Here is a 19,519-nt window from a genome sequence, read left to right as displayed (position 1 = left end):
GGTGCGCGGATTTTCATTGGGGCGAACGTCCGCCGCCATGCACGAACACTCTCGAATGCTCACAGTTCAGAGAAACACACAAAAATTTACATTTATTGCATGGATCATGGTCTCGCTCGGGCTGCTCGCATTTTTCGTGCTGAGCCCGGCAACCATGCCTCCCCCTGACGGGGGACTGCGTCTGGGCAAGGACCTGCCCATGCAGGTGCTTGCCGATGCGGGCCGCAGCATGACCATTGAACAGGTCGCGGCCCTGCCCGATGATGCCTTCGAAACCCGGCGCACGCCTCTGAACGAGGGCTATACCCGCCATGCTTACTGGGTGAGGGTTGCCACGCCTGCGCTTGCGCCCACAAGCGGGCTGGCCGACAACGATGCGCTGTGGCTGGAGATCACGCCCACCTATCTGGACAGGGTCACGCTCTACCAGCAGGCGCACGGCCTGTGGCAGGCGAGGGAAAGCGGTGACACCGTGCCCATGGCTCAGCGCATCCATGTGCGCCAGCTGGTGTTTCCACTGCGCGCTGGCCAGCCCTTTGTGCTGCGCATCGAGACCAGCAGCGCCATGCAGCTGTACGCCACGGTCTGGCGCAGCACGGGGCTGATGGCCTGGTTGTCCAGCGTCGAGTGGGCATCGGGTGTGCATCAGGGTGTGAACCTGGTGCTGACTCTGCTGATCGCGGGCGCGGCCCTGGCCCTGCGCATGCGCAGCCTGATGGCCATGACCTTGCTGGCCTTCGTGGTGCTGACCCACAACGCCAATGTGCGCGGCTATGCCCAGCTGTGGCTGCCCGAGCCCTGGGCGCCGCATGCGGATGTCTGGGTGAGCGTGGGCGTCTTCCTGCTGCCTGCCGCCTTTGCCTGGCAGGCACGCGAGACCTTGACGCGCGGCACGGCCTGGCGCCGCATCGATCGCATGCTGGTGCTGCTGACCGTGGCACCGCTGCTAGCCGTACTCAGCATACCGACGGGGCACTACACGCAATGGGCCTGGCTGGGGGTCAGCGTGCCCTGGATGGCCAGTCTGCTGAGTGCGCTGGTGGCCTGGCAGAACCTGTTCCGCCAGGGCCCCAGCATCGTCAACCTGCTGGTGCTGATTCCCTACACGCTGCACACGGTCATGGGCATCCACGTGGCTGCGGCCTATACGGGACTGGTGTCTTCCGACATTGAGGCAGGCATGTACTGGCAGCTGGAATCGCTGCTGCTGTACATCCTCATCATCATTGCCGTGGGCGCCAGCCTGGTCGAGAAATTCCAAAACTCCATGGGCAGGCAGGCGCAGCTGGTGGAGTCGCTGGCCCGGTCGGAACATGCGCTGGAAGGACGGGTGCGCACACGCACGGCGGAGCTGCTGCATGCGCAAAACGCGCTGCAGGCCGCCTTGCATGGCGAACGCACGCTGCGGCTGGAGCAGCGCCAGTTCTTCAACATGGTCAACCATGAATTCCGCACGCCGCTGGCCGTGGTGGACAGCGCGGCCACCGAGCAACTGACTTTTCCGTCCACCGATATCGATTCCCAGCTGGAACGCGCAGCCCAGATCCGCCGCGCCTGCAGGCGCCTCACGGCCCTGGTGGACAACTGCTTGGTCAGCGACCGACTGGACGCGCCTGCGTTCCGGCTGCAGCTCGACCGGGTGCCCGTGATGGACCTGATCGACGATGCCGTGCAGCTCGTGCACTGGTCGCGCCGCCACCATCTGAAGCTGGAGACTGAGGGCGTCCCCGCCTCCTGGGAGTGCGATCCCACCCTGGTGCGCATCGCCCTGTCCAACCTCGTGGACAACGCCGTGAAATACGCCCAGGCCGGAGAAATCGCCGTATGCGCCCGCCAGGACGGACAGGGCAGGCTGGAACTCACCGTCAGCGACGAGGGCCCTGGCCTGGCGCCCGAGTTGGCGCAGCGCATCTTCGAGCTGCACGAGCGCGGAGAGCGTTCGGACCAGACCCGAGGCTTCGGCCTGGGGCTGTGGGTGGCCCGGCGCGTGGCCCAGATGCATGGCGGCGATGTGCAGGTCACGCCAGCCCCGGGCGGCGGCACCTGCTTCACGCTGACGCTGCCCAGCAGCATTCCCGAAGACAGCGGCCTTGCCACAGCTGCAACACAGCCCGCCTCGCCATGCGTATCCTGAACCTGCTGCGTATCCTGAACCGGCTGGCGCTGCCGGGCTGGCTGGTGTTTTCTCTGGTGCTGGTGGTCTGCTTCATTCTCAGCCCGGCCTGGCAGTCCCTGCCGGCAAAGCGCCTGCAGCTGGGCACGGACCTGCCCATGCTGGCGCTCGTCGATGCACAGGGCAGCTTCACCATCGACCAGGTGGCCACCCTGCCGGACACGGATTTCACCCTGCTCGATACACCGCTGAACAAGGGCTATACGCGCGATGTGTATTGGCTCAAGGTGCAGGCGCCTCACATCGCCGCCGGCAAGGCAGACCCCGAGCACGATCCGCTGTGGCTGGAAATCCTGCCCAGTTATCTGGACCGCGTTGCGCTCTACCAGCACGTGGACGGCGCATGGCGCATGCGCAGCAGCGGTGATACGGCCACCGACGAACCGCGCGTGCATGTTCGGCAGCTGGTGTTTCCGCTGTACTCGGGCCAGCCCTTCATCCTGCGCGTGCAGACCTCAAGCCCCATGCAGCTGGACGCCACGCTCTGGCGCAGCAGCGGCCTGATGACACAGTTCTCGGCCGTGGAATGGGCCTCTGGCATCCATCAGGGCATCAACCTCATGCTGGCCCTGCTGATCATCGGCGCTGCCCTGGCCCTGCGCCTGCGCAATCTGGCCGCCATGGCCGTGGCCGCCATGGCCGTGCTGATCCACGGCGCCAGCGACCGGGGGTACCTGCAGATCTGGCTGCCCGACCATCTCGCGCACTGGGGCCATCTTTGCGTCAGCCTGGGCACCTTGATGCTGCCCGCCGCCCTGGCCTGGCAGATGCGCGAGCTGCTGACACGCGACACACGCTGGCGGCGCATGGATCGGGCCTTGCTCGCCCTGGGAATCATCCCGCTGCTGTGCCTGCCCAGCATACCGCTGGGCCGCTACCAGGACTGGGCCTGGATAGGGGTTGGCGCGCCCTGGGCCATCAGCGCACTGTTCGCCGTGGTGGCATGGAGCAATCTGCTGCGCGAGCGTGCCAATCTGGTCCATGTGTTGATGGTGGTTCCCAGCACCATGTATGGGCTGATGGGCCTGTATGTGACAGCGGCCTATGTCGGCCTGACCAGCCTGCCGACCATAGAAACCAGCGTGTTCTGGCAGCTCAACACCTTGCTGGTCAACATCGTGATCACCGTGGCCGTGGGCGCCGGCCTGATCCAGAAATTCCGGGAATCCATGGCACGCCAGGCACAGCTGCTCGAATCCCTTGCCAAGTCCGAGCATGCGCTGGAAGAGCGTGTACGCCTGCGCACGGCCGAGCTGCTGCGCGCCCAGAACGCACTGCAAGCGGCACTGCACAGCGAACGCACGCTGCGGCTGGAGCAGCGCCAGTTCTTCAACATGGTCAACCATGAATTCCGCACGCCGCTGGCCGTGGTGGACAGCGCGGCCACCGAGCAGCTGTCCTTTCCCTCGCCCGACATCGACTCCCAGCTGGAGCGCGCCGCACAGATCCGCCGCGCCTGCAGGCGCCTGACGGCCCTGGTGGACAACTGCCTGATCAGCGACCGCCTGGATGCTCCCGCCTTCCGGCTGCAATTGCACCGCGCTCCCGTCATGGAGCTGGTCGATGATGCCGCGCAGCTTGTGCACTGGTCACGCCGCCACCACCTGAACCTGGACAGCGCCAGTGCGCCCGCCACATGGGAGTGCGACTCCACGCTCACCCGCATCGCCCTGTCCAACCTCGTGGACAACGCGGTGAAATACGCCAAGGCCGGAGAAATCGCCGTGCGCGCGCGCACCGACGAACACGGCCAGCTGGAACTCACTGTCAGCGACCAGGGCCCGGGTCTTGCACCCGAGCTGGCGCAACGCATCTTCGAGCGCTTCGAGCGCGGCCACCGCGCGGACCAGGCCCGCGGCTTCGGCCTGGGCCTGTGGGTCGCACGGCGCATTGCGCGCCTGCATGGCGGCGACATACAGGCAGCGCCATCAGCCCAGGGCGGCACCAGCTTCACGCTCACGCTGCCACCGCGCCCCTTGCCCGCACCGCAGGCCAAGACCTTGCAGGCATCAGCTTGAAACATGGCCGGGCGAAGAATCCACGATAATGAAAAGTTCGCCACTGGCGTGGCCTGCCGGCACATGCCGCAATCAACGCCCGCCTCTCCTTGGCCATAAACACACACCTGTCCATGAGCGCTACTTCCATCCCCGCCGACATCAACCGCAAGCACCTGGAAATGGCTCGCCAGCAGATCTCCAACGGCGATCTACAGAAGGCCGCACTGACTCTGAACAAGGCCCATCGCAAGATGCCAGGCGATGCCCGTGTCTTCATGCTGGCCGGGCTGATGGCAGAAAAGGCCGGCAACCCGGCCAAAGCCGAAGAGGCTTTCGATCGCTGCGTTGAACTCGCCCCGATGTGGGGCCCGGGCCTCCTGGAAACGGCCCTTTATCGCGCACGTCGCGATCAGTTCGATCTCGCCATTGAAATGGCGGAAAAGGTGGCGCGCATCGAGCCCCGCAATCCGCAGGTGCTTGCGGGCGTCGTGGACATCGCGCACCGTGCCGGAAATCATGAAATGGCTGTCCTGCACCTGCGCCGGGGACTGGAGCTTTTTCCAAACGATGCCATGCTGCGGCAGCATCTGGCCGCTGACCTGGGCGAATTGGGAGAACACACCGAGGCACTTCAGATTTGGAACGCCCTGGTGGATGAATTCCCGGAACAGCCTGTCTACAAAATGGGGCGCATCAAGGTTCAAATCGCACGCGGCGAACCCGCAGCGGCCCTGGACGATATCCGTACCCTTGAGGAAAAATTCCCACAGGACGCCACACTGGCTTACTACGCGGCACTGGCACGGGCCGAGACTCCCCAACATATTCCGGTGGGAATGCACCAAGCCATGTTCGACGAGATGGCCGAGCGCTTTGACAGGCATCTGGTTCTCGGCCTGAACTACCAACTGCCGAAAATCGTTGCAGGGCAATTGATTGCTCGCCACCCGGAGAAGGACTTCAACCTGCTGGATCTGGGCTGCGGTACCGGCCTGCTGGGGCTGTTCCTGGGTCCGATGCAAGGCTATCTGATCGGTGTGGACAGCTCGCTCAAGATGATTGAGGAAGCCGCCAAACACGGCGTCTATGACCGTTTCCACAATGTGGACCTGTTGGGTGCGCTTCAGAACACGCCGGCCAATGAATACGATGTACTGACCCTGCTCGATGTGCTGATCTACATTGGCGACCCCCAATTGGTCATCCCCAATGCCGCACGCATTCTAAAGACGGGTGGCGAACTTATCTTCTCCTGCGAAACCGCCTCGGAAGACGGCCCCGACCTGGTCCTCCAATCCAGCCAGCGCTATGCCCACAAGCGCAGCCATATCGAGGCACTGTGCAAGCAAGCCGGTTTCAGTGTGGCGACGGAAGAACTGGTGCTGCGCCAGGAAGGTGGCGAGCCGGTTCAGGGCTTTGTCGTGACGGCAACCAAGACCGCTGCCTGACGGGCCTTCATCAAGCCCACGCCACCTCGTGCGTGGGCGCGCCACCGCCCTCGACGAAGCCGTCCCGTGCCCAGCGCGAACTCCGGGGCACGTGCAGCAGCAGAAACTCCATCTGATCGGCCAGGATCCGCCGGTTGCGCAGGATGAAGTCTTCCCAGAGGCTGGGTACATAGGGCGTATAGAGCAGCGGCATGCGCGCCTGCTCTGGCGTGCGGGCACCCTTGCGGTGATTGCAGGAGCGGCAGGCCGTCACCAGGTTCATCCACTGGTGGCCTCCCCCTGCGGAGATGGGCACGATGTGCTCGCGCGTGAGGTCGTTTTCATGAAAGACCCGGCCGCAATAGGCGCAGATGCAGCGGTCGCGTGCGAACAGCTTCCCGTTGGTCAGGCCGGGCTGCAGGCTGTGCGGATTGATGGCAGGTGCCCCGCGCGTGCCGATGATGCTGTTAATGTGGATGACCGACTGGCAGCCCGTGACGGCATTGTGACCACCGCGGAAACAGGCGACCTCTCCGCCGGACTCCCAGCGCACATCGTCCGCCGCGTAATGCAGCGCCGCCTGCTCCAGCGTGATCCAGGATTGGGGCAGCCCTTGGGCCGACAGCTTCAAGACCTTCACGACACGCCTCCTCTGACACCAAAGTGAACGGGAATGCAGCCAGTGCACAGGGCCTGCAAGGCAGGCCTTATCGAGGCAATATACTCTGTTTCCATGTCGGATTGACAGCCTGAGCTGGCTGCGCGCGTGCCAGCCGCTATTGAAAACAAAGCGTCCCATGAAGATTTTTCGAGGCTTCAACCATCCAGGGCGGGAATCGGCCTGTGCCGTCACCATCGGCAATTTCGATGGTGTCCATCGCGGCCACCAGGCCATGCTGGCCCTGCTGTCGGCCGAAGCTGCACAGCGCGGCGTGCCCACCTGCGTGCTGACCTTCGAGCCCCATCCGCGCGACTATTTCGCCCAGACCCTGGGACGGCCTGAAATCGCGCCGGCGCGCATAGGCACGCTGCGCGACAAGCTGTCGGAGCTCGAGCGCTGCGGCGTGGACCAGACCGTGGTGCTGCCCTTCAACCAGACGCTGGCCAGCCAGTCGCCGCAGGCCTTCATCGACGAAGTGCTGGTGGCGGGCCTAGGCGCGAAATACGTGCTGGTTGGCGACGACTTCCGCTTCGGCGCCCAGCGTGCGGGCGACTACGCCATGCTGGATGCGGCGGGCCAGCGCCAGGGCTTTGACGTGGCCCGCATGAACAGCTACGAGGTGCACGGCCTGCGCGTGTCCAGCACCCATGTGCGCGCAGCCCTGGCCGAGGGGCGCATGCAGGACGCCGCGCGGCTGCTGGGCCATCCCTACACCATCTCCGGCCATGTGGTGCACGGCCGCAAGCTGGGCCGCAGCCTGGCCGAGAGCCGCCAAGGCGCGGGCGACGGCTTTCGCACGCTGAACCTGCGCTTCAACCATTGGAAGCCTGCGGCCAGCGGCATCTTCGCCGTGCTGGTCCATGGCCTGAATGAACGACCGCTGCGCGGCGTGGCCAACCTCGGCGTGCGCCCTTCCCTGGACCCGACGGATGTCAACGGCGGGCGCGTCCTGCTGGAGACGCATTGCCTCGATTGGCCCGGCGCGCCGGGAGGCGAAGAGGCCTACGGTAAAATCATCCGCGTGGAACTTCTGCACAAACTGCACGACGAGCTGAAGTACGACAGTCTCGACGCCCTCACCGCCGGCATCGCCAAGGACTGCGATGACGCGCGCGCGTTCTTCGCCACCATCCACACGCCCATCTACACCGAGACCCGTCGCCAGACCACGCGCGACCGAATTTGACGCTCTCCGTCACCTGCCCGGGCGCGGGTGCGCACCAGGCTTTCCTCCCCTTTTTCCGTGCCTGGACCAGACGGTCCGGGCTCTGGCCTGCTTTCAAGGTTCTCCATGTCTGATTCGAAAGTCTCTCCCAACGCCAATGCGGGCTATCGCGCCACGCTGAACATGCCCGACACGCCCTTCCCCATGCGCGGCGACCTGCCCAAGCGCGAGCCGGGCTGGGTCCAGGAATGGGAGGACAAGGGGCTCTACAAGAAGCTGCGCGACGCGCGCCACGGTGCGCCCAAGTTCATCCTGCATGACGGCCCGCCCTACGCCAACGGCAAGATCCACATCGGCCACGCGGTGAACAAGGCGCTCAAGGACATGATCGTCAAGAGCCGCCAGCTCGAAGGCTTCGACGCGCTGTACGTGCCGGGCTGGGACTGCCACGGCCTGCCCATCGAGAACGCCATCGAAAAGCTGCATGGCCGCAACCTGCCGCGCGACGAGATGCAGGCCAAGAGCCGCGCCTTCGCCACCGAGCAGATCGCCCAGCAGATGGTGGACTTCAAGCGCCTGGGCGTGCTGGGCGACTGGGACCATCCCTACAAGACCATGAACTACGCCAACGAGGCCGCCGAGCTGCGCGCCCTGAAGCGCGTCATGGAGCGCGGCTTCGTCTACCGCGGCCTCAAGCCCGTGTACTGGTGCTTTGACTGCGGCTCCTCGCTGGCCGAGTTCGAGATCGAATACGCCGACAAGCAAAGCCAGACGCTGGACGTGATGTTCCCCACGGCCGAGCCTGAGAAGCTGGCTTGCGCCTTCGGCCTGCCCTCGCTGGCCAAGCAAGCCTTCATCGTCATCTGGACGACGACGGCCTGGACCATCCCCGCCAACCAGGCGCTCAACGTCAACCCCGAGCTGGAATACAGCCTGGTGGACACCGAGCGCGGCCTGCTGATCGTGGCCTCGGCCCTGGTCGAGAAGTGTCTGGCACGCTGGAAGCTCGAAGGCCAGGTCGTCGCCACCGCCGTGGGCAGCAAGCTGGACCACCTGCAGTTCAAGCACCCGCTGGCCGATATGGACAAGGGCTTCGACCGCGTCTCGCCCGTGTTCCTGGCCGACTACGCCACGGCCGATGACGGCACCGGCATCGTGCACTCGGCCCCCGCCTATGGCGTGGACGACTTCAACAGCTGCATGAACAACGGCATGACGCGCGAAGACATCCTGAGCCCCGTACAGGGCAACGGCGTCTACGCACCCGAGCTGCCGCTGTTCGGTGGCCAGCACATCTGGAAGGCCACGCCCGTCATCATCGACGCGCTCAAGCTGGCCGGCCGCCTGATGGACACCAAGACCATCACCCACAGCTACCCGCACTGCTGGCGCCACAAGACGCCCGTGATCTACCGCGCCGCAGCCCAGTGGTTCATCCGCATGGACGAGGGCGAGGGCGTGTTCACCAAGCCCGGCGACAAGCCCGCGCAGACGCTGCGCCAGATCGCACTGGAAGCCATCGAGCACACCCAGTTCTACCCGGAGAACGGCAAGACCCGCCTGCGCGACATGATCGCCGGCCGCCCCGACTGGTGCATCTCGCGCCAGCGCAGCTGGGGCGTGCCCCTGCCCTTCTTCCTGCACAAGGACAGTGGCGAGCTGCACCCGCGCACCATGGAGATCATCGACCAGGCGGCCACCATGGTCGAGCAGGGCGGCATCGAGGCCTGGAGCCGCGTGACGGCCGAGGACATCCTGGGCGCAGAGGAGGCCGTGCACTACACCAAGAGCACCGACATCCTCGAAGTCTGGTTCGACTCCGGCTCCACCTTCTGGCACGTGATGCGCGGCACGCACGCCGACATGCACCACGACCAGGGCCCCGAGGCCGACCTCTACCTGGAGGGCCATGACCAGCACCGCGGCTGGTTCCATTCGTCGCTGCTGCTGGCCTCGGCCATCTTCGGTCGCGCGCCCTACCGCGGCCTGCTGACGCACGGATTCACCGTGGACGGCCAGGGCAAGAAGATGTCCAAGTCGCTGGGCAACACCGTCGCCCCGCAGGACGTGAGCAACAAGATGGGCGCCGAGATCATCCGCCTGTGGGTGGCCTCGACCGACTACTCGGGCGACCTGGGCATCGACGACAAGATCCTGGCCCGCGTGGTGGATGCCTACCGCCGCATCCGCAACACGCTGCGCTTCCTGCTGGCCAACGTCAGCGACTTCGATGCTGCGCAGGACTCGGTTCCCACCGAAGAGCTGCTGGAGATCGACCGCTGGGCCCTGGCGCGCGCCGCCCAGTTCCAGGCCGAGCTGCTGGCCCACTACAAGGTCTATGAATTCCACCCCGTGGTGGCCAAGCTGCAGCTGTTCTGCTCGGAAGACCTGGGCGGCTTCTACCTGGACGTGCTCAAGGACCGCCTGTACACCAGCGCGCCCAAGAGTCTGGCCCGCCGCAGCGCCCAGACCGCCCTGCACCAGATCACGCATGCCATGCTGCGCTGGATGGCGCCCTTCCTGTCCTTCACGGCCGAGGAGGCCTGGAAGGTCTTCGGCGACAGCGAGTCCATCTTCCTGGAGACCTACACCGACCTGCCGGCCGGTGACGAGGCCCTGCTGGCCAAGTGGGCGCGCCTGCGCGAGATCCGCGACGTGGTGAACAAGGACATCGAGGCCGTGCGCACCGAAGGCCGGGTCGGCTCCTCGCTGCAGGCCGAAGTCACTGTCTCGGCCCAGCCCGAAGACCTGGCCCTGCTGCAAAGCCTGGGCGACGACCTGAAGTTCGTCTTCATCACCTCGGCGGCCGAGGCCCTGGCAGGCGAGGCCCTGCAGGCCGCCGTCACACCCAGCAGCCATGCCAAGTGCGACCGCTGCTGGCACTACCGTGCCGACGTGGGCATCAACCCCGAGCACCCCAGCCTGTGCGGCCGTTGCGACAGCAACCTGCACGGCGCTGGCGAAGAGCGCCACAAGGCGTAATCAACCCCTGAGGCGCTGCCATGACCCCTACCTTTGCTGCGGTCCCCGAATCCCGCAACAGCCGCATCTGGCCCTGGCTGGCCTGGTCGCTGGCGATCATCGCCATTGACCAGCTCACCAAGCAGTGGATCCTTGGTGCCTACCAGCTGGGCGACTGGACGCCGATCACGGGCTTCTTCAACATCGTGCGGGCGCACAACACGGGCGCTGCCTTCTCGTTCCTGGCCGGAGCGGGCGGCTGGCAGCGCTGGCTGTTCGTGGGCATCGGCGTGGCGGCCACGCTGCTCATCGTCTGGCAGTTGCGCAAGCATCCGGGGCAGAAGCTGTTTTGCTTCTCGCTGGCCAGCATCCTGGGCGGCGCCATCGGCAACGTGGTGGACCGCCTGCAGCACGGCTACGTGGTGGACTTCCTGGACTTCTACTGGGGCCGTTCGCACTTTCCGGCCTTCAATGCCGCCGACATCGCCATCAGCGTGGGCGCGGCCCTGCTGATCCTGGACGAGGTGCTGCGCGCACGGCGGGCCAAAAGAACCTGATCCCCGCCGCGGCGCAAGCCACGACAGCCAGCCCAGCCCCTCCTACGAGGGGCTTTTTCATGGAGGCTGCCGCCAACTGCGTGCCGACGGGCTTTCTCCTCGGGTTTTCCTGAGTGCGTTTTTGGTCAACCGAAATTCTTTTTGATTCGTTTTATTTCTACAATTTTCTTTATTTCGCACCAAACTGTGCGCTCATGCGGCCGACTCTCCTGCGCGCAAGCCGGGACCGGGGTTATATTGGTCCGCTTCTCCGCTCACAGCACATGAAGCACTTACTCAATCTACTGGCCGCCATCGCCCTGCTGGTCTGGGGCACGCACATGGTCCGCACCGGCGTGCTGCGGGTGTTCGGCGCCAACCTGCGCGACCTGCTCGCCCACAGCATGAGCAACCGTTTCTCGGCTGCGCTGTCGGGCTTGGGTGTGACTGCGCTGGTGCAGTCGAGCACGGCCACCTCGCTGATGACCTCGGCCTTCGTGGGCCAGGGCCTGATCTCGCTGCCGGCCGCGCTGGCCGTGATGCGCGGCGCCGACGTGGGCACGGCGCTGATGGCCGTGCTGTTCTCCACCGACCTGTCCTGGCTGTCGCCGCTGTTCATCTTCGTGGGCGTGGTGCTGTTCATCACACGCCAGGACACCACGGCCGGGCGCATTGGCCGCGTGCTGATCGGGCTGGGCGTGATGCTGCTGGCCCTGCGCCTGGTGGTCGAGGCCACCGAACCGCTGCTGGAAGCCCCCGCCGTGCGCACCCTGCTGGGCTCGGTCACCAGCGATATCTTCATGGAGTTGCTGCTGGGTGCGCTGCTGGCCGTGATGGCCTATTCCAGCCTGGCCATCGTGCTGCTGATCGCGGCCATGGCCAGCTCGGGCGCGATTCCCATGGAAGTGGCGCTGGGCCTGACGCTGGGCGCCAATATCGGCAGCGGCCTGGTGGCCGTGCTGACCACGGCCAAGTCCAGCACCGAAGTGCGCCAGGTCACCATCGGCAACATGCTGTTCAAGATCATGGGGGTGGCCATCGTGGCGCCCTTCCTGGGGCTGTGGGCCACCTACGTGATGCCGATGATCGACGGCAAGGGTCAGAACATCGTGCTGTTCCACCTGGCCTTCAATATCTTCAACAGCCTGTGCTTCATCGGCCTCACGCAGACCGTGGCGCGCTGGGTGACGGCCCTGCTGCCCAAGCCCGAGGCCAGCTCCACCAGCCTGCTGCGCCCGCGCCACCTGGACCCGTCGGCGCTGAGCACGCCATCGCTGGCCATTTCCTGCGCCGCGCGCGAGGCCCTGCACCAGGCCGACATGGTCGAGTCCATGCTGATCGGCATGCAGCGGGTACTGGAGACCGACGACCTCAAGCTGTCCCAGGAGCTGCGCGAGCTTGAAGGCACGGTGGACGATCTGTACTCGGCCATCAAGTACTACATGACCAAGATCTCGCGCGCCGAACTGGACGAGCGCGAGGGCCAGCGCTGGACGGAAATCATCAGCTTCACCATCAACATGGAGCAGATCGGCGACATCATCGAGCGCGTGCTGCTGGACATCGAGGACAAGAAGATCAAAAAGGGCCGCCAGTTCTCCGAGGCCGGCACGCAGGAGATCCGCGAGCTGCTGCACCACCTGCTGGACAACCTGCGCCTGGCGATGAGCGTGTTCCTCAACGGCAATGTGCGCGAGGCGCAGAAGCTGCTGGAGGAAAAGGCGCGTTTCCGCGACCTGGAGCTGGCCTACTCGGCCACCCACCTGGCTCGCCTGTCCGACAACACCGTCTCCAGCATAGAGACCAGCTCGCTGCACATCGACCTGATCAGCGACCTCAAGCGCATCAACTCGCTGCTGTGCTCGGTGGCCTACCCCATCCTCGAATCGGCCGGCGCCCTGGCGCCCAGCCGGCTCAAGGAATCGGCACTGAACAAGACGGCGCGCTGAAGCGTTTCACCAGCCCAGCCAGGCCGCCAGCACCTGGGCGGCCTCGGGCGTGAAGCGGCCCTGCAGCAGCCATTCGACGAGCTGGTTGCGCTCGATCAGCGCAAAAGCCTGGACCTCGCCATCCTGGTTGCCGGGCTCCAGCGCCGGCGGCACGGTGGCGCTGAACCAGTCGATGCGCTCGCGCATGAAGCCCCGGCCCTCGGCCTCGTCACTGGGGCGCTCGAACAGCACATGGCCGCCATGGCGCAGGCCCTGCAGCTCGGCCACGCGCAGGCCGGCCTCTTCCCAGGTTTCACGCTCCACGGCCTCGGCCACGGTATCGCACGCGGCCACCATGCCGCCCATCAGCGTGTCCCACATGCCGGGGTTGGTGGGCTTGTTGTCGGCGCGCTGCTGCACCCAGATGCGGCCATCGGCTGTCTCGCCCACCAAATGCACGGCCTGGGTGGCAATGCCCAGCGGGCGCACGGCGCCGCGCTCCACGGTGGCAATGCGCTGGCCCTGGACGTTGCACACGGCCAGTTGCTCATCGCGCCAGGGGCCGCTGTGGCCCGTGGCACGCAGCACCCGGGCCAGGGCGTTGAGCAGGACCGTGGCATCGCCCTGGCCTTGCAGATGCCATTGGCCGGCCTGCAGGCGCAGTGCCACGCCGTGGGCTTGCATCACATCGTCCGGCAGCAGCGCGGCCAGGCCGTCTTCCATCGAACCTGTTTCCTGCCCCGCCACCAGCAACGGCCGGCGCGGCTGCAGCGCGGGCTGGCGCGTGTCGGCGCGCAGGCGGCACAGCCAGGCCTTCACGGCCGGGTCAGCCGGGTCAGTCAGGCGCTTTTGCACACTCATGGCAGCAGGATGGTGGAGCCCGTGGTCTTGCGCGCCTCCAGGTCCAGGTGGGCCTGGCGAACCTCGGCCAGCGGATAGCGCTGGTCGATATGGATCTTCACGGCACCGCTTTCCACCACGGCGAACAAATCGTCGGCCATCGCCTGTGTGGCCTCGCGGCTGGTGATGTGGGAGAACAGGGTCTGGCGCGTCACATACAGCGACTTGGCCGCCAGCACGGCAGGAGCGAAAGGCGCCACGGGGCCCGAGGCGTTGCCGAAGCTCACCAACAGGCCGAAGCGCCGCAGGCAGGCCAGCGAGCCTTCCCAGGTGTCCTTGCCCACGCTGTCGTAGACCACCTTCACACCCTGGCCGCCCGTGATCTCCTGCACGCGCTCGGCGAAGTTCTCGCTGCGGTAGTTGATGGCATGGGCTGCACCGTTGGCCAGTGCCAGCGCGCACTTCTCGTCCGAGCCCGCAGTGGCGATGAGCTGCAGGCCCAGGGCCCTGGCCCATTGGCAGGCGATCAGGCCCACGCCACCGGCCGCCGCATGGAACAGCACGGCATCACCCGGTGCCAGGCCCTCGACCGGAATGCATTTCTTGAGCAGGTACTGCGCGGTCAGGCCCTTGAGCATCATGGCGGCGGCCGTCTCGAACGCAATGGCATCGGGCAGGCGGCACACGCACATGGCGGGCATGACGCGCACTTCGCTGTAGCTGCCCGGCGGATTGCTCGCATAGGCCACGCGATCGCCCACGCCCAGATGCTCCACGCCGGCCCCCACGGCTTCAACCACGCCTGCGCCTTCCATGCCCAGGCTCAAGGGCATGGGCAGCGAGTACAGGCCGGAGCGCTGGTACACATCGATGAAGTTCAGGCCCACCGCATGGTGGCGTATGCGTACCTCGCCTGGCCCGGGCTCGCCCACGGCGACCTGCACCAGCTCCAGGACTTCGGGGCCGCCGTTGTGGCGGATCTGCACTGCAATACCCATGGGAGCACTCCTGCAAAAAGCGACAAGAGCGGCATCGTGCCATGTTTCGGCCCGCCTCGCGGAAGACGGCAACGCATGGTCGGCGCAAAGAGCGCGCAACGCCTATAGTGGCGAGCCCGAAAGCCGGATGATCCCGATGAGCCAGCCGCTGAAGCCCTCCACCGCCGCCATCCTGACGCTGCCGCCGCTGCTGTGGGCCGGCAATGCCATCGTGGGCCGCATGGTCCATGACCTGATCTCGCCCTTCGCGCTGAATTTCCTGCGCTGGGCCATTGCCTTCATGCTGCTGCTGCCGCTGGCCGGATGGGTGCTGCGCCGGGACAGCGCCGTCTGGCCGCAGTGGCGCCAGTTCGCGCTGCTGGGATTGCTGGGCATCGGCTGCTACAACGCCCTGCTGTACCTGGCGCTGAAAACATCGACGCCGCTGAATGCCACCCTGGTCGGCTCCAGCATGCCGGTGTGGATGCTGGCCGTGGGCCGCATCTGCTGGGGCATTGCCGTGAGCCGCCGCCAGTTGCTGGGGGCCGCGCTGTCGGTGCTGGGCGTGGCCGTGGTGCTGTCGCGCGGCGATCCGCAGGTGCTGCGCCAGCTGCAGCTGGTGCCGGGCGACCTGTTCATGGTGCTGGCCACGATCCTGTGGGCCTTCTATACGTGGCTGCTGTCCAGGACCAGCGTGTCAGGACAGCTGCGCGCGGACTGGTCGGGCTTTCTGCTGGCACAGATGGTCTTCGGCGTGATGTGGTCCGGCCTGTTCACGGGACTGGAGGCTGCATCGGGACGGTTTCACCTTCAGGCAGGGTGGCCGCTGCTGGGCGCCCTGCTGTTCATCGCCGTCGGGCCGGCCATCCTGGCCTATCGCTTCTGGGGCCTGGGCGTGCAGCGCAGCAGCCCTGCGGTGGCGGGCTTCTTCGGCAATCTGATGCCCCTGTTCACCGCCCTGCTGTCCATTCCGCTGCTGGGCCAGACGCCGCAGCTGTACCACGGGCTGGCCTTCGCGCTCATCGTGGGCGGCATCATGGTGTCTTCGCGCCGGGCGTAGCCTTTGGCAGGCCATGCGCCACGGTGCGCACGGGCACCTTGGCCAGCAGCTGCTCGAACGCGCGTATGGGCACGGGCGGGCTGAACAGGTAGCCCTGGAAGTATTCGCAGCCGTAATGCGCGAGCAGGGCGCGCTGCTCCAGGGTCTCCACGCCTTCGGCGATCACATCCAGGTTCAGGTTGCGCGCCATGCCGATGATGGTCTGCACGATCACGTCATCGGTATGGCGCAAGCCCAGGTGGCGCACGAAGGACTGGTCGATCTTGAGCTGGTTCAGCGGCAGCTGGGTGAGATAGGTCAGCGAGGAGTGACCGGTGCCGAAGTCGTCCATGGAAAAGCACACGCCATGGCTGCGCAGCTGCTTCATCTTGTCGATGGACTCCTGCACATTCTCGATCACCAGCGACTCGGTCAGCTCCAGCTTGAGCAGATGGGGCGCAATGCCGGCATTGCGCACCTGCTCGATGACCTGGGAGGCAAAGTCCTGGTGCCGGAACTGGCGGGCACTGACATTCACGGCCACCTGCAGATGGCGCAGCCGCGCATCCTTTTGCCAGATCGCCAGTTGCTCGCAGGCCGTGCGGATCACCCACATGCCCAGCGGCACGATGATCTCGCTTTCCTCGGCCACGGCAATGAACATGCCGGGCGGCACCAGGCCGCGTTCGGGGTGGCGCCAGCGCAGCAGGGCTTCGGCACCTATGACCTCGCCGGCCAGCGTGAACTGGGGCTGGTAGTGCAGCTCGAACTGGGACTGCGCCAGGGCCTGGCGCAGGTCGCCTTCCATGCGCACGCGCTGGTGGATTTCCACCTGCATCTGCGGATCGAAGAAGCACAGGCCGCTGCCGTTGCGCGCCTTGATCTGGTACATGGCGATGTCGGCCTGCTTGAGCAGCTCGGCCGCCGACTGCGGCTGGCGGCCGAACAGCGTGGCGCCAATGCTGCAGGCGCTGCGGTGCAGGTGGGCGCCCAGCACATAGGACTGGTTGAGCCGCGCCAGGATCTTCTCGCCAATGCGCTGGGCCAGCGTGGCCGCCTCGGCAGGCTCGTGCGACAGCTCGCAGAGCATGACCACGAACTCATCCCCCCCAAGGCGCGCCACCGTGTCCGAAGATCGCACGGCGCTGCGCAGGCGGTGCGCCACCTGCTGCAGCAACTGGTCGCCCACTTCGTGGCCCAGCGTGTCGTTGAGCATCTTGAACTGGTCCAGGTCCAGGAACAGCAGCGCCCCGGTCCAGCCTTCGCGTGCGGCCAGCACCGTGGCCTGGGCCAGGCGGTCCAGCAGCAGGCGGCGATTGGGCAGGCTGGTCAGCGGATCGTAGAAGGCCAGGCTCTCGATCTCGGCCGTTGCCAGCCGGATATCGGTGACATCGTTGTAGGTGATGACCACGCCGTCCTCGGCGGCCAGCCGTGCCGTCATCTGGACAAAGCGGCCGCTGGGCAGTTGCTGCTCAAAGGGCACGCCAGGCCGCAGCACCAGTTGGCGGTGCAGGTCCTTGGCCTCGTCGGCCTGCGCCGGCGCCGCCGCCAGACCCACGGCGCTGGGGCAGGAATCGAGCAGCGATTGCAGGGGCCGCCCAGGCTCCAGCTGGTCCGCGTGCCAGGGGAACATTTCCTCGTAGCAGCGGTTCCAGCGCAGCACGCGCTGCTGCGAATCCAGCAGCAGAAAGCCGCTGACCATGCTGTCCAGCGCCTGGTCCAGCCACTGCTCGGACCGCTGGGCCTGGCGCCGCGCGGCATTCAGGCGGTCCATGTAGCGGTGCACGGTCCAGCCCAGCACGGCCAGCAGCACGCCGAAGATCATCACGGCCAGCACCATCAGCCAGGCAGCCACGCGCCAGCCTGCCAGCACGGAGGACATGGGCAGGCTGGCCGTGACCCACAGATGTCCCTTGGGCAGCGGATGCGCAGCCACCAGGGCGGGCACGCGGCTCAGGCGTGCGGCCATGTGCATGACGCCGCTGGACGGCAGCTGCGACGTCGTCGGCAGCAGCCGCACAGCGGCGACATCGCCATACTGGGGCATGGACAGCAGCAGCTCGCCGCTGCCCTGTTCCAGCGTGACCTCCAGGCCGTCCAGCACACCGCCCTGGGCCAGCACGGCGCCCAGCGCCGCAGCCGGCACCTGCATCAGCACATAGCCGCCCTGCTCTGCCCGGCTCAGGGGCCGCACAAGGTACAGCATGCGCTCGCCACCCGGCACCTGCGGCGCGACGGAGGGTGGACTTGCCAGCAATTCGGAGCGGCTTTGGCCCGCCAGGCGCTCCCAGGCCTGCGCAGGCAGATCGATGACCGGGCCATCGCCCGAAGCGGCCAGTTCCCGGCCCTGGATATCGTGCACCGAGGCGCGCTGCGCCAGCGTGTTCTGCCGCACCATGGTGTGCAGCATTTCCTGCAGTTGCGGCTGCGATGCCGATGCGGGGTTGCGCGAACCCAGCAGTTCGTCCACGCCCAGCGCCAGGGCATCCAGGGATTCCAGGCTGCGGCTGATGGCCGCCTCGGTGCCCAGCACAAAGCGCACCAGGCGCAGCGAAGCTTCTTCCTGCGCCGTGGTCCGCATGCCGCTGAGCAGCCAGACCATGGCGGCCGCCAGGGCCACCGTCAGCAGCACCAGCATCAGCGCCAGGGTATGGCGCATGCCCGCAGGGCTTGCGGCCGCTGCCGGGCCGGGCGCGCGGACGGGGTCGGCCGCCGCCCAGTCCGTCTGATGGGGCTGGCCCGTCATCTCCGGGCTCCCTGCATGGCGTTTGAAATGGGCAGGCTGCGGCAAGGCCGCTGGCCACGATGCAGGAACGGGACTGTCAAGGCTGCACCTGCCCATGGACCGCTCGGCACTGCGCAACCATGCAAGGGACCATTTCCCGGGCCTTGCCGGCCCTGGACCCGTTCATGGAGGCAGTGCACCGGCGCATCAGAAGGTTCCTGCGTACAGGCCGCCGTCGGGCAGGATGTTCTGACCCGTCATGTAGCCTGCGTGCGCGCTGCACAGGAAGGCGCAGATGGCGCCGAATTCATCGGGCGTGCCGAAGCGGCGGGCCGGCACCTGGGATTGCTGCACCAGGCGCACATCGTCCAGGCTCTTGCCGCTCTTGTTGGCGGCGGCCGTGAAGGTGGTGCGCAGGCGATCGGTGTCGAACTTGCCGGGCAGCAGGTTGTTGATGGTCACGCCCTTGGCCGCGATGCCGCTGCGCGCCAGGCCCGCCACAAAGCCCGTGAGGCCGCTGCGCGCGCCATTGGACAGGCCCAGGATGTCGATGGGCGCCTTCACGGCGCTGGAGGTGATGTTGACGATGCGGCCGAATCCGCGCGCCGCCATGCCGTCCACCGTGGCCTTGATCAGCTCGATGGGCGTGAGCATGTTGGCGTCCACGGCCTTGAGCCAGGCCGCGCGGTCCCAGTCGCGGAAATCACCGGGCGGCGGGCCGCCGGCATTGGTGACGACGATGTCGAAATCCACGCCCGGGCCACCGGCTGCCGACAGCACGGCGGCGCGGCCTTCCTCGGTGGTGATGTCGGCCGCCACGGCCAGCACCTTCACCTGCGGCGCCAGGGCGGCGAGGCTGGCCGCAGCCTCCTGCAGGGCCTCGGGATTGCGCGCATTGATCACCAGGTTCACGCCCTCTTGCGCCAGCGCCTTGGCACAGCCAAAGCCCAGGCCCTTGCTGGCGCCACATACCAGGGCCCACTTGCCCGCGATTCCCAGATCCATGTCTCACTCCTGAACAAAAAAAGCCTTGCTCGATCCTTGCAGAACGGCAGCGCACATTGTGCGCGAGGCTTCGATGCTTTCA

The 19,519-nt window shown here is 66.4% G+C and carries 13 protein-coding genes; 8 read left to right on the top strand and 5 right to left on the bottom strand.

The window, feature by feature from the left end; translation table 11 throughout:
• The first annotated feature begins 154 nt into the window (after positions 1 to 154).
• The 3 genes from DA1_RS00700 to DA1_RS00690 all read left to right on the top strand — a co-directional run bounded on the left by DA1_RS00700 (position 155) and on the right by DA1_RS00690 (position 5,621).
• Positions 155 to 2,134, top strand: a complete 1,980-nt coding sequence (locus DA1_RS00700; RefSeq protein ID WP_034398915.1) for a sensor histidine kinase — start codon at positions 155 to 157, stop codon at positions 2,132 to 2,134.
• A complete protein-coding gene (locus tag DA1_RS00695) occupies positions 2,122 to 4,191 on the top strand; it encodes a sensor histidine kinase (RefSeq protein WP_034396796.1) in 2,070 nt (689 codons plus the stop codon). The genes DA1_RS00700 and DA1_RS00695 overlap by 13 nt, the downstream gene beginning before the upstream one ends.
• Before the next feature lie 113 nt (positions 4,192 to 4,304).
• A complete protein-coding gene (locus DA1_RS00690) occupies positions 4,305 to 5,621 on the top strand; it encodes a tetratricopeptide repeat protein (RefSeq protein ID WP_034396798.1) in 1,317 nt (438 codons plus the stop codon).
• Positions 5,622 to 5,631: 10 nt separating this feature from the next.
• Here DA1_RS00690 and DA1_RS00685 read toward each other — a convergent pair whose 3' ends face one another.
• Positions 5,632 to 6,240: an HNH endonuclease gene (locus DA1_RS00685; RefSeq protein ID WP_034396800.1), complete on the bottom strand. Its 609-nt coding sequence runs from the start codon at positions 6,238 to 6,240 to the stop codon at positions 5,632 to 5,634.
• 157 nt (positions 6,241 to 6,397) lie between these two features.
• Between DA1_RS00685 and DA1_RS00680 the strand changes: the two genes are divergently transcribed.
• From DA1_RS00680 to DA1_RS00665, 4 genes are all read left to right on the top strand, one after another.
• Entirely contained in the window at positions 6,398 to 7,447 is a 1,050-nt protein-coding gene (locus tag DA1_RS00680) for a bifunctional riboflavin kinase/FAD synthetase (protein WP_034396801.1), read from the top strand.
• Between the two features lie 105 nt (positions 7,448 to 7,552).
• On the top strand, positions 7,553 to 10,408 hold the full coding sequence (gene ileS, locus DA1_RS00675; protein WP_034396804.1) for an isoleucine--tRNA ligase: 2,856 nt from the start codon (positions 7,553 to 7,555) through the stop codon (positions 10,406 to 10,408).
• A gap of 20 nt (positions 10,409 to 10,428) precedes the next feature.
• Positions 10,429 to 10,944, top strand: coding sequence for a signal peptidase II (gene lspA / locus DA1_RS00670; RefSeq protein WP_012207183.1), 516 nt, complete (start codon positions 10,429 to 10,431; stop codon positions 10,942 to 10,944).
• A gap of 263 nt (positions 10,945 to 11,207) precedes the next feature.
• Entirely contained in the window at positions 11,208 to 12,872 is a 1,665-nt protein-coding gene (locus tag DA1_RS00665; RefSeq protein ID WP_013800898.1) for a Na/Pi cotransporter family protein, read from the top strand.
• 6 nt (positions 12,873 to 12,878) lie between these two features.
• On the opposite strand, the gene DA1_RS00660 is transcribed toward DA1_RS00665, so the two are convergent.
• Positions 12,879 to 13,712: an NUDIX hydrolase gene (locus DA1_RS00660; protein ID WP_034396806.1), complete on the bottom strand. Its 834-nt coding sequence runs from the start codon at positions 13,710 to 13,712 to the stop codon at positions 12,879 to 12,881.
• Complete coding sequence (locus DA1_RS00655; RefSeq protein WP_034396808.1) at positions 13,709 to 14,689, bottom strand: quinone oxidoreductase family protein; 981 nt, start codon at positions 14,687 to 14,689, stop codon at positions 13,709 to 13,711. The genes DA1_RS00660 and DA1_RS00655 overlap by 4 nt, the downstream gene beginning before the upstream one ends.
• Positions 14,690 to 14,825: 136 nt before the next feature.
• Between DA1_RS00655 and DA1_RS00650 the strand changes: the two genes are divergently transcribed.
• Complete coding sequence (locus DA1_RS00650; protein WP_034396810.1) at positions 14,826 to 15,728, top strand: DMT family transporter; 903 nt, start codon at positions 14,826 to 14,828, stop codon at positions 15,726 to 15,728.
• Here the strand turns inward: DA1_RS00650 and DA1_RS00645 are convergent.
• Both DA1_RS00645 and DA1_RS00640 read right to left on the bottom strand, forming a co-directional pair.
• Complete coding sequence (locus DA1_RS00645) at positions 15,703 to 18,453, bottom strand: bifunctional diguanylate cyclase/phosphodiesterase (RefSeq protein WP_034396812.1); 2,751 nt, start codon at positions 18,451 to 18,453, stop codon at positions 15,703 to 15,705. The genes DA1_RS00650 and DA1_RS00645 overlap by 26 nt on opposite strands.
• A gap of 186 nt (positions 18,454 to 18,639) precedes the next feature.
• Positions 18,640 to 19,437, bottom strand: coding sequence for an SDR family oxidoreductase (locus tag DA1_RS00640; protein WP_013800893.1), 798 nt, complete (start codon positions 19,435 to 19,437; stop codon positions 18,640 to 18,642).
• Positions 19,438 to 19,519: the final 82 nt, after the last annotated feature.

Origin of the sequence: Delftia acidovorans NBRC 14950 (assembly GCF_001598795.1) — a bacterium.
Taxonomy (GTDB): Bacteria; Pseudomonadota; Gammaproteobacteria; order Burkholderiales; family Burkholderiaceae_C; genus Comamonas; species Comamonas acidovorans.
This window is presented reverse-complemented; position numbering and strand designations above follow the sequence as displayed.

Excerpts from the sequence above, each read along its gene's own strand:
- DA1_RS00645 (WP_034396812.1), bottom strand. The coding sequence starts at position 18,453 with ATGACGGGCCAGCCCCATCAGACGGACTGGGCGGCGGCCGACCCCGTC.
- DA1_RS00640 (WP_013800893.1), bottom strand. The coding sequence starts at position 19,437 with ATGGATCTGGGAATCGCGGGCAAGTGGGCCCTGGTATGTGGCGCCAGC.
- DA1_RS00655 (WP_034396808.1), bottom strand. The coding sequence starts at position 14,689 with ATGGGTATTGCAGTGCAGATCCGCCACAACGGCGGCCCCGAAGTCCTG.
- DA1_RS00650 (WP_034396810.1), top strand. The coding sequence starts at position 14,826 with ATGAGCCAGCCGCTGAAGCCCTCCACCGCCGCCATCCTGACGCTGCCG.
- DA1_RS00665 (WP_013800898.1), top strand. The coding sequence starts at position 11,208 with ATGAAGCACTTACTCAATCTACTGGCCGCCATCGCCCTGCTGGTCTGG.
- lspA (WP_012207183.1), top strand. The coding sequence starts at position 10,429 with ATGACCCCTACCTTTGCTGCGGTCCCCGAATCCCGCAACAGCCGCATC.
- DA1_RS00695 (WP_034396796.1), top strand. The coding sequence starts at position 2,122 with ATGCGTATCCTGAACCTGCTGCGTATCCTGAACCGGCTGGCGCTGCCG.
- ileS (WP_034396804.1), top strand. The coding sequence starts at position 7,553 with ATGTCTGATTCGAAAGTCTCTCCCAACGCCAATGCGGGCTATCGCGCC.
- DA1_RS00690 (WP_034396798.1), top strand. The coding sequence starts at position 4,305 with ATGAGCGCTACTTCCATCCCCGCCGACATCAACCGCAAGCACCTGGAA.
- DA1_RS00680 (WP_034396801.1), top strand. The coding sequence starts at position 6,398 with ATGAAGATTTTTCGAGGCTTCAACCATCCAGGGCGGGAATCGGCCTGT.
- DA1_RS00700 (WP_034398915.1), top strand. The coding sequence starts at position 155 with ATGCCTCCCCCTGACGGGGGACTGCGTCTGGGCAAGGACCTGCCCATG.
- DA1_RS00660 (WP_034396806.1), bottom strand. The coding sequence starts at position 13,712 with ATGAGTGTGCAAAAGCGCCTGACTGACCCGGCTGACCCGGCCGTGAAG.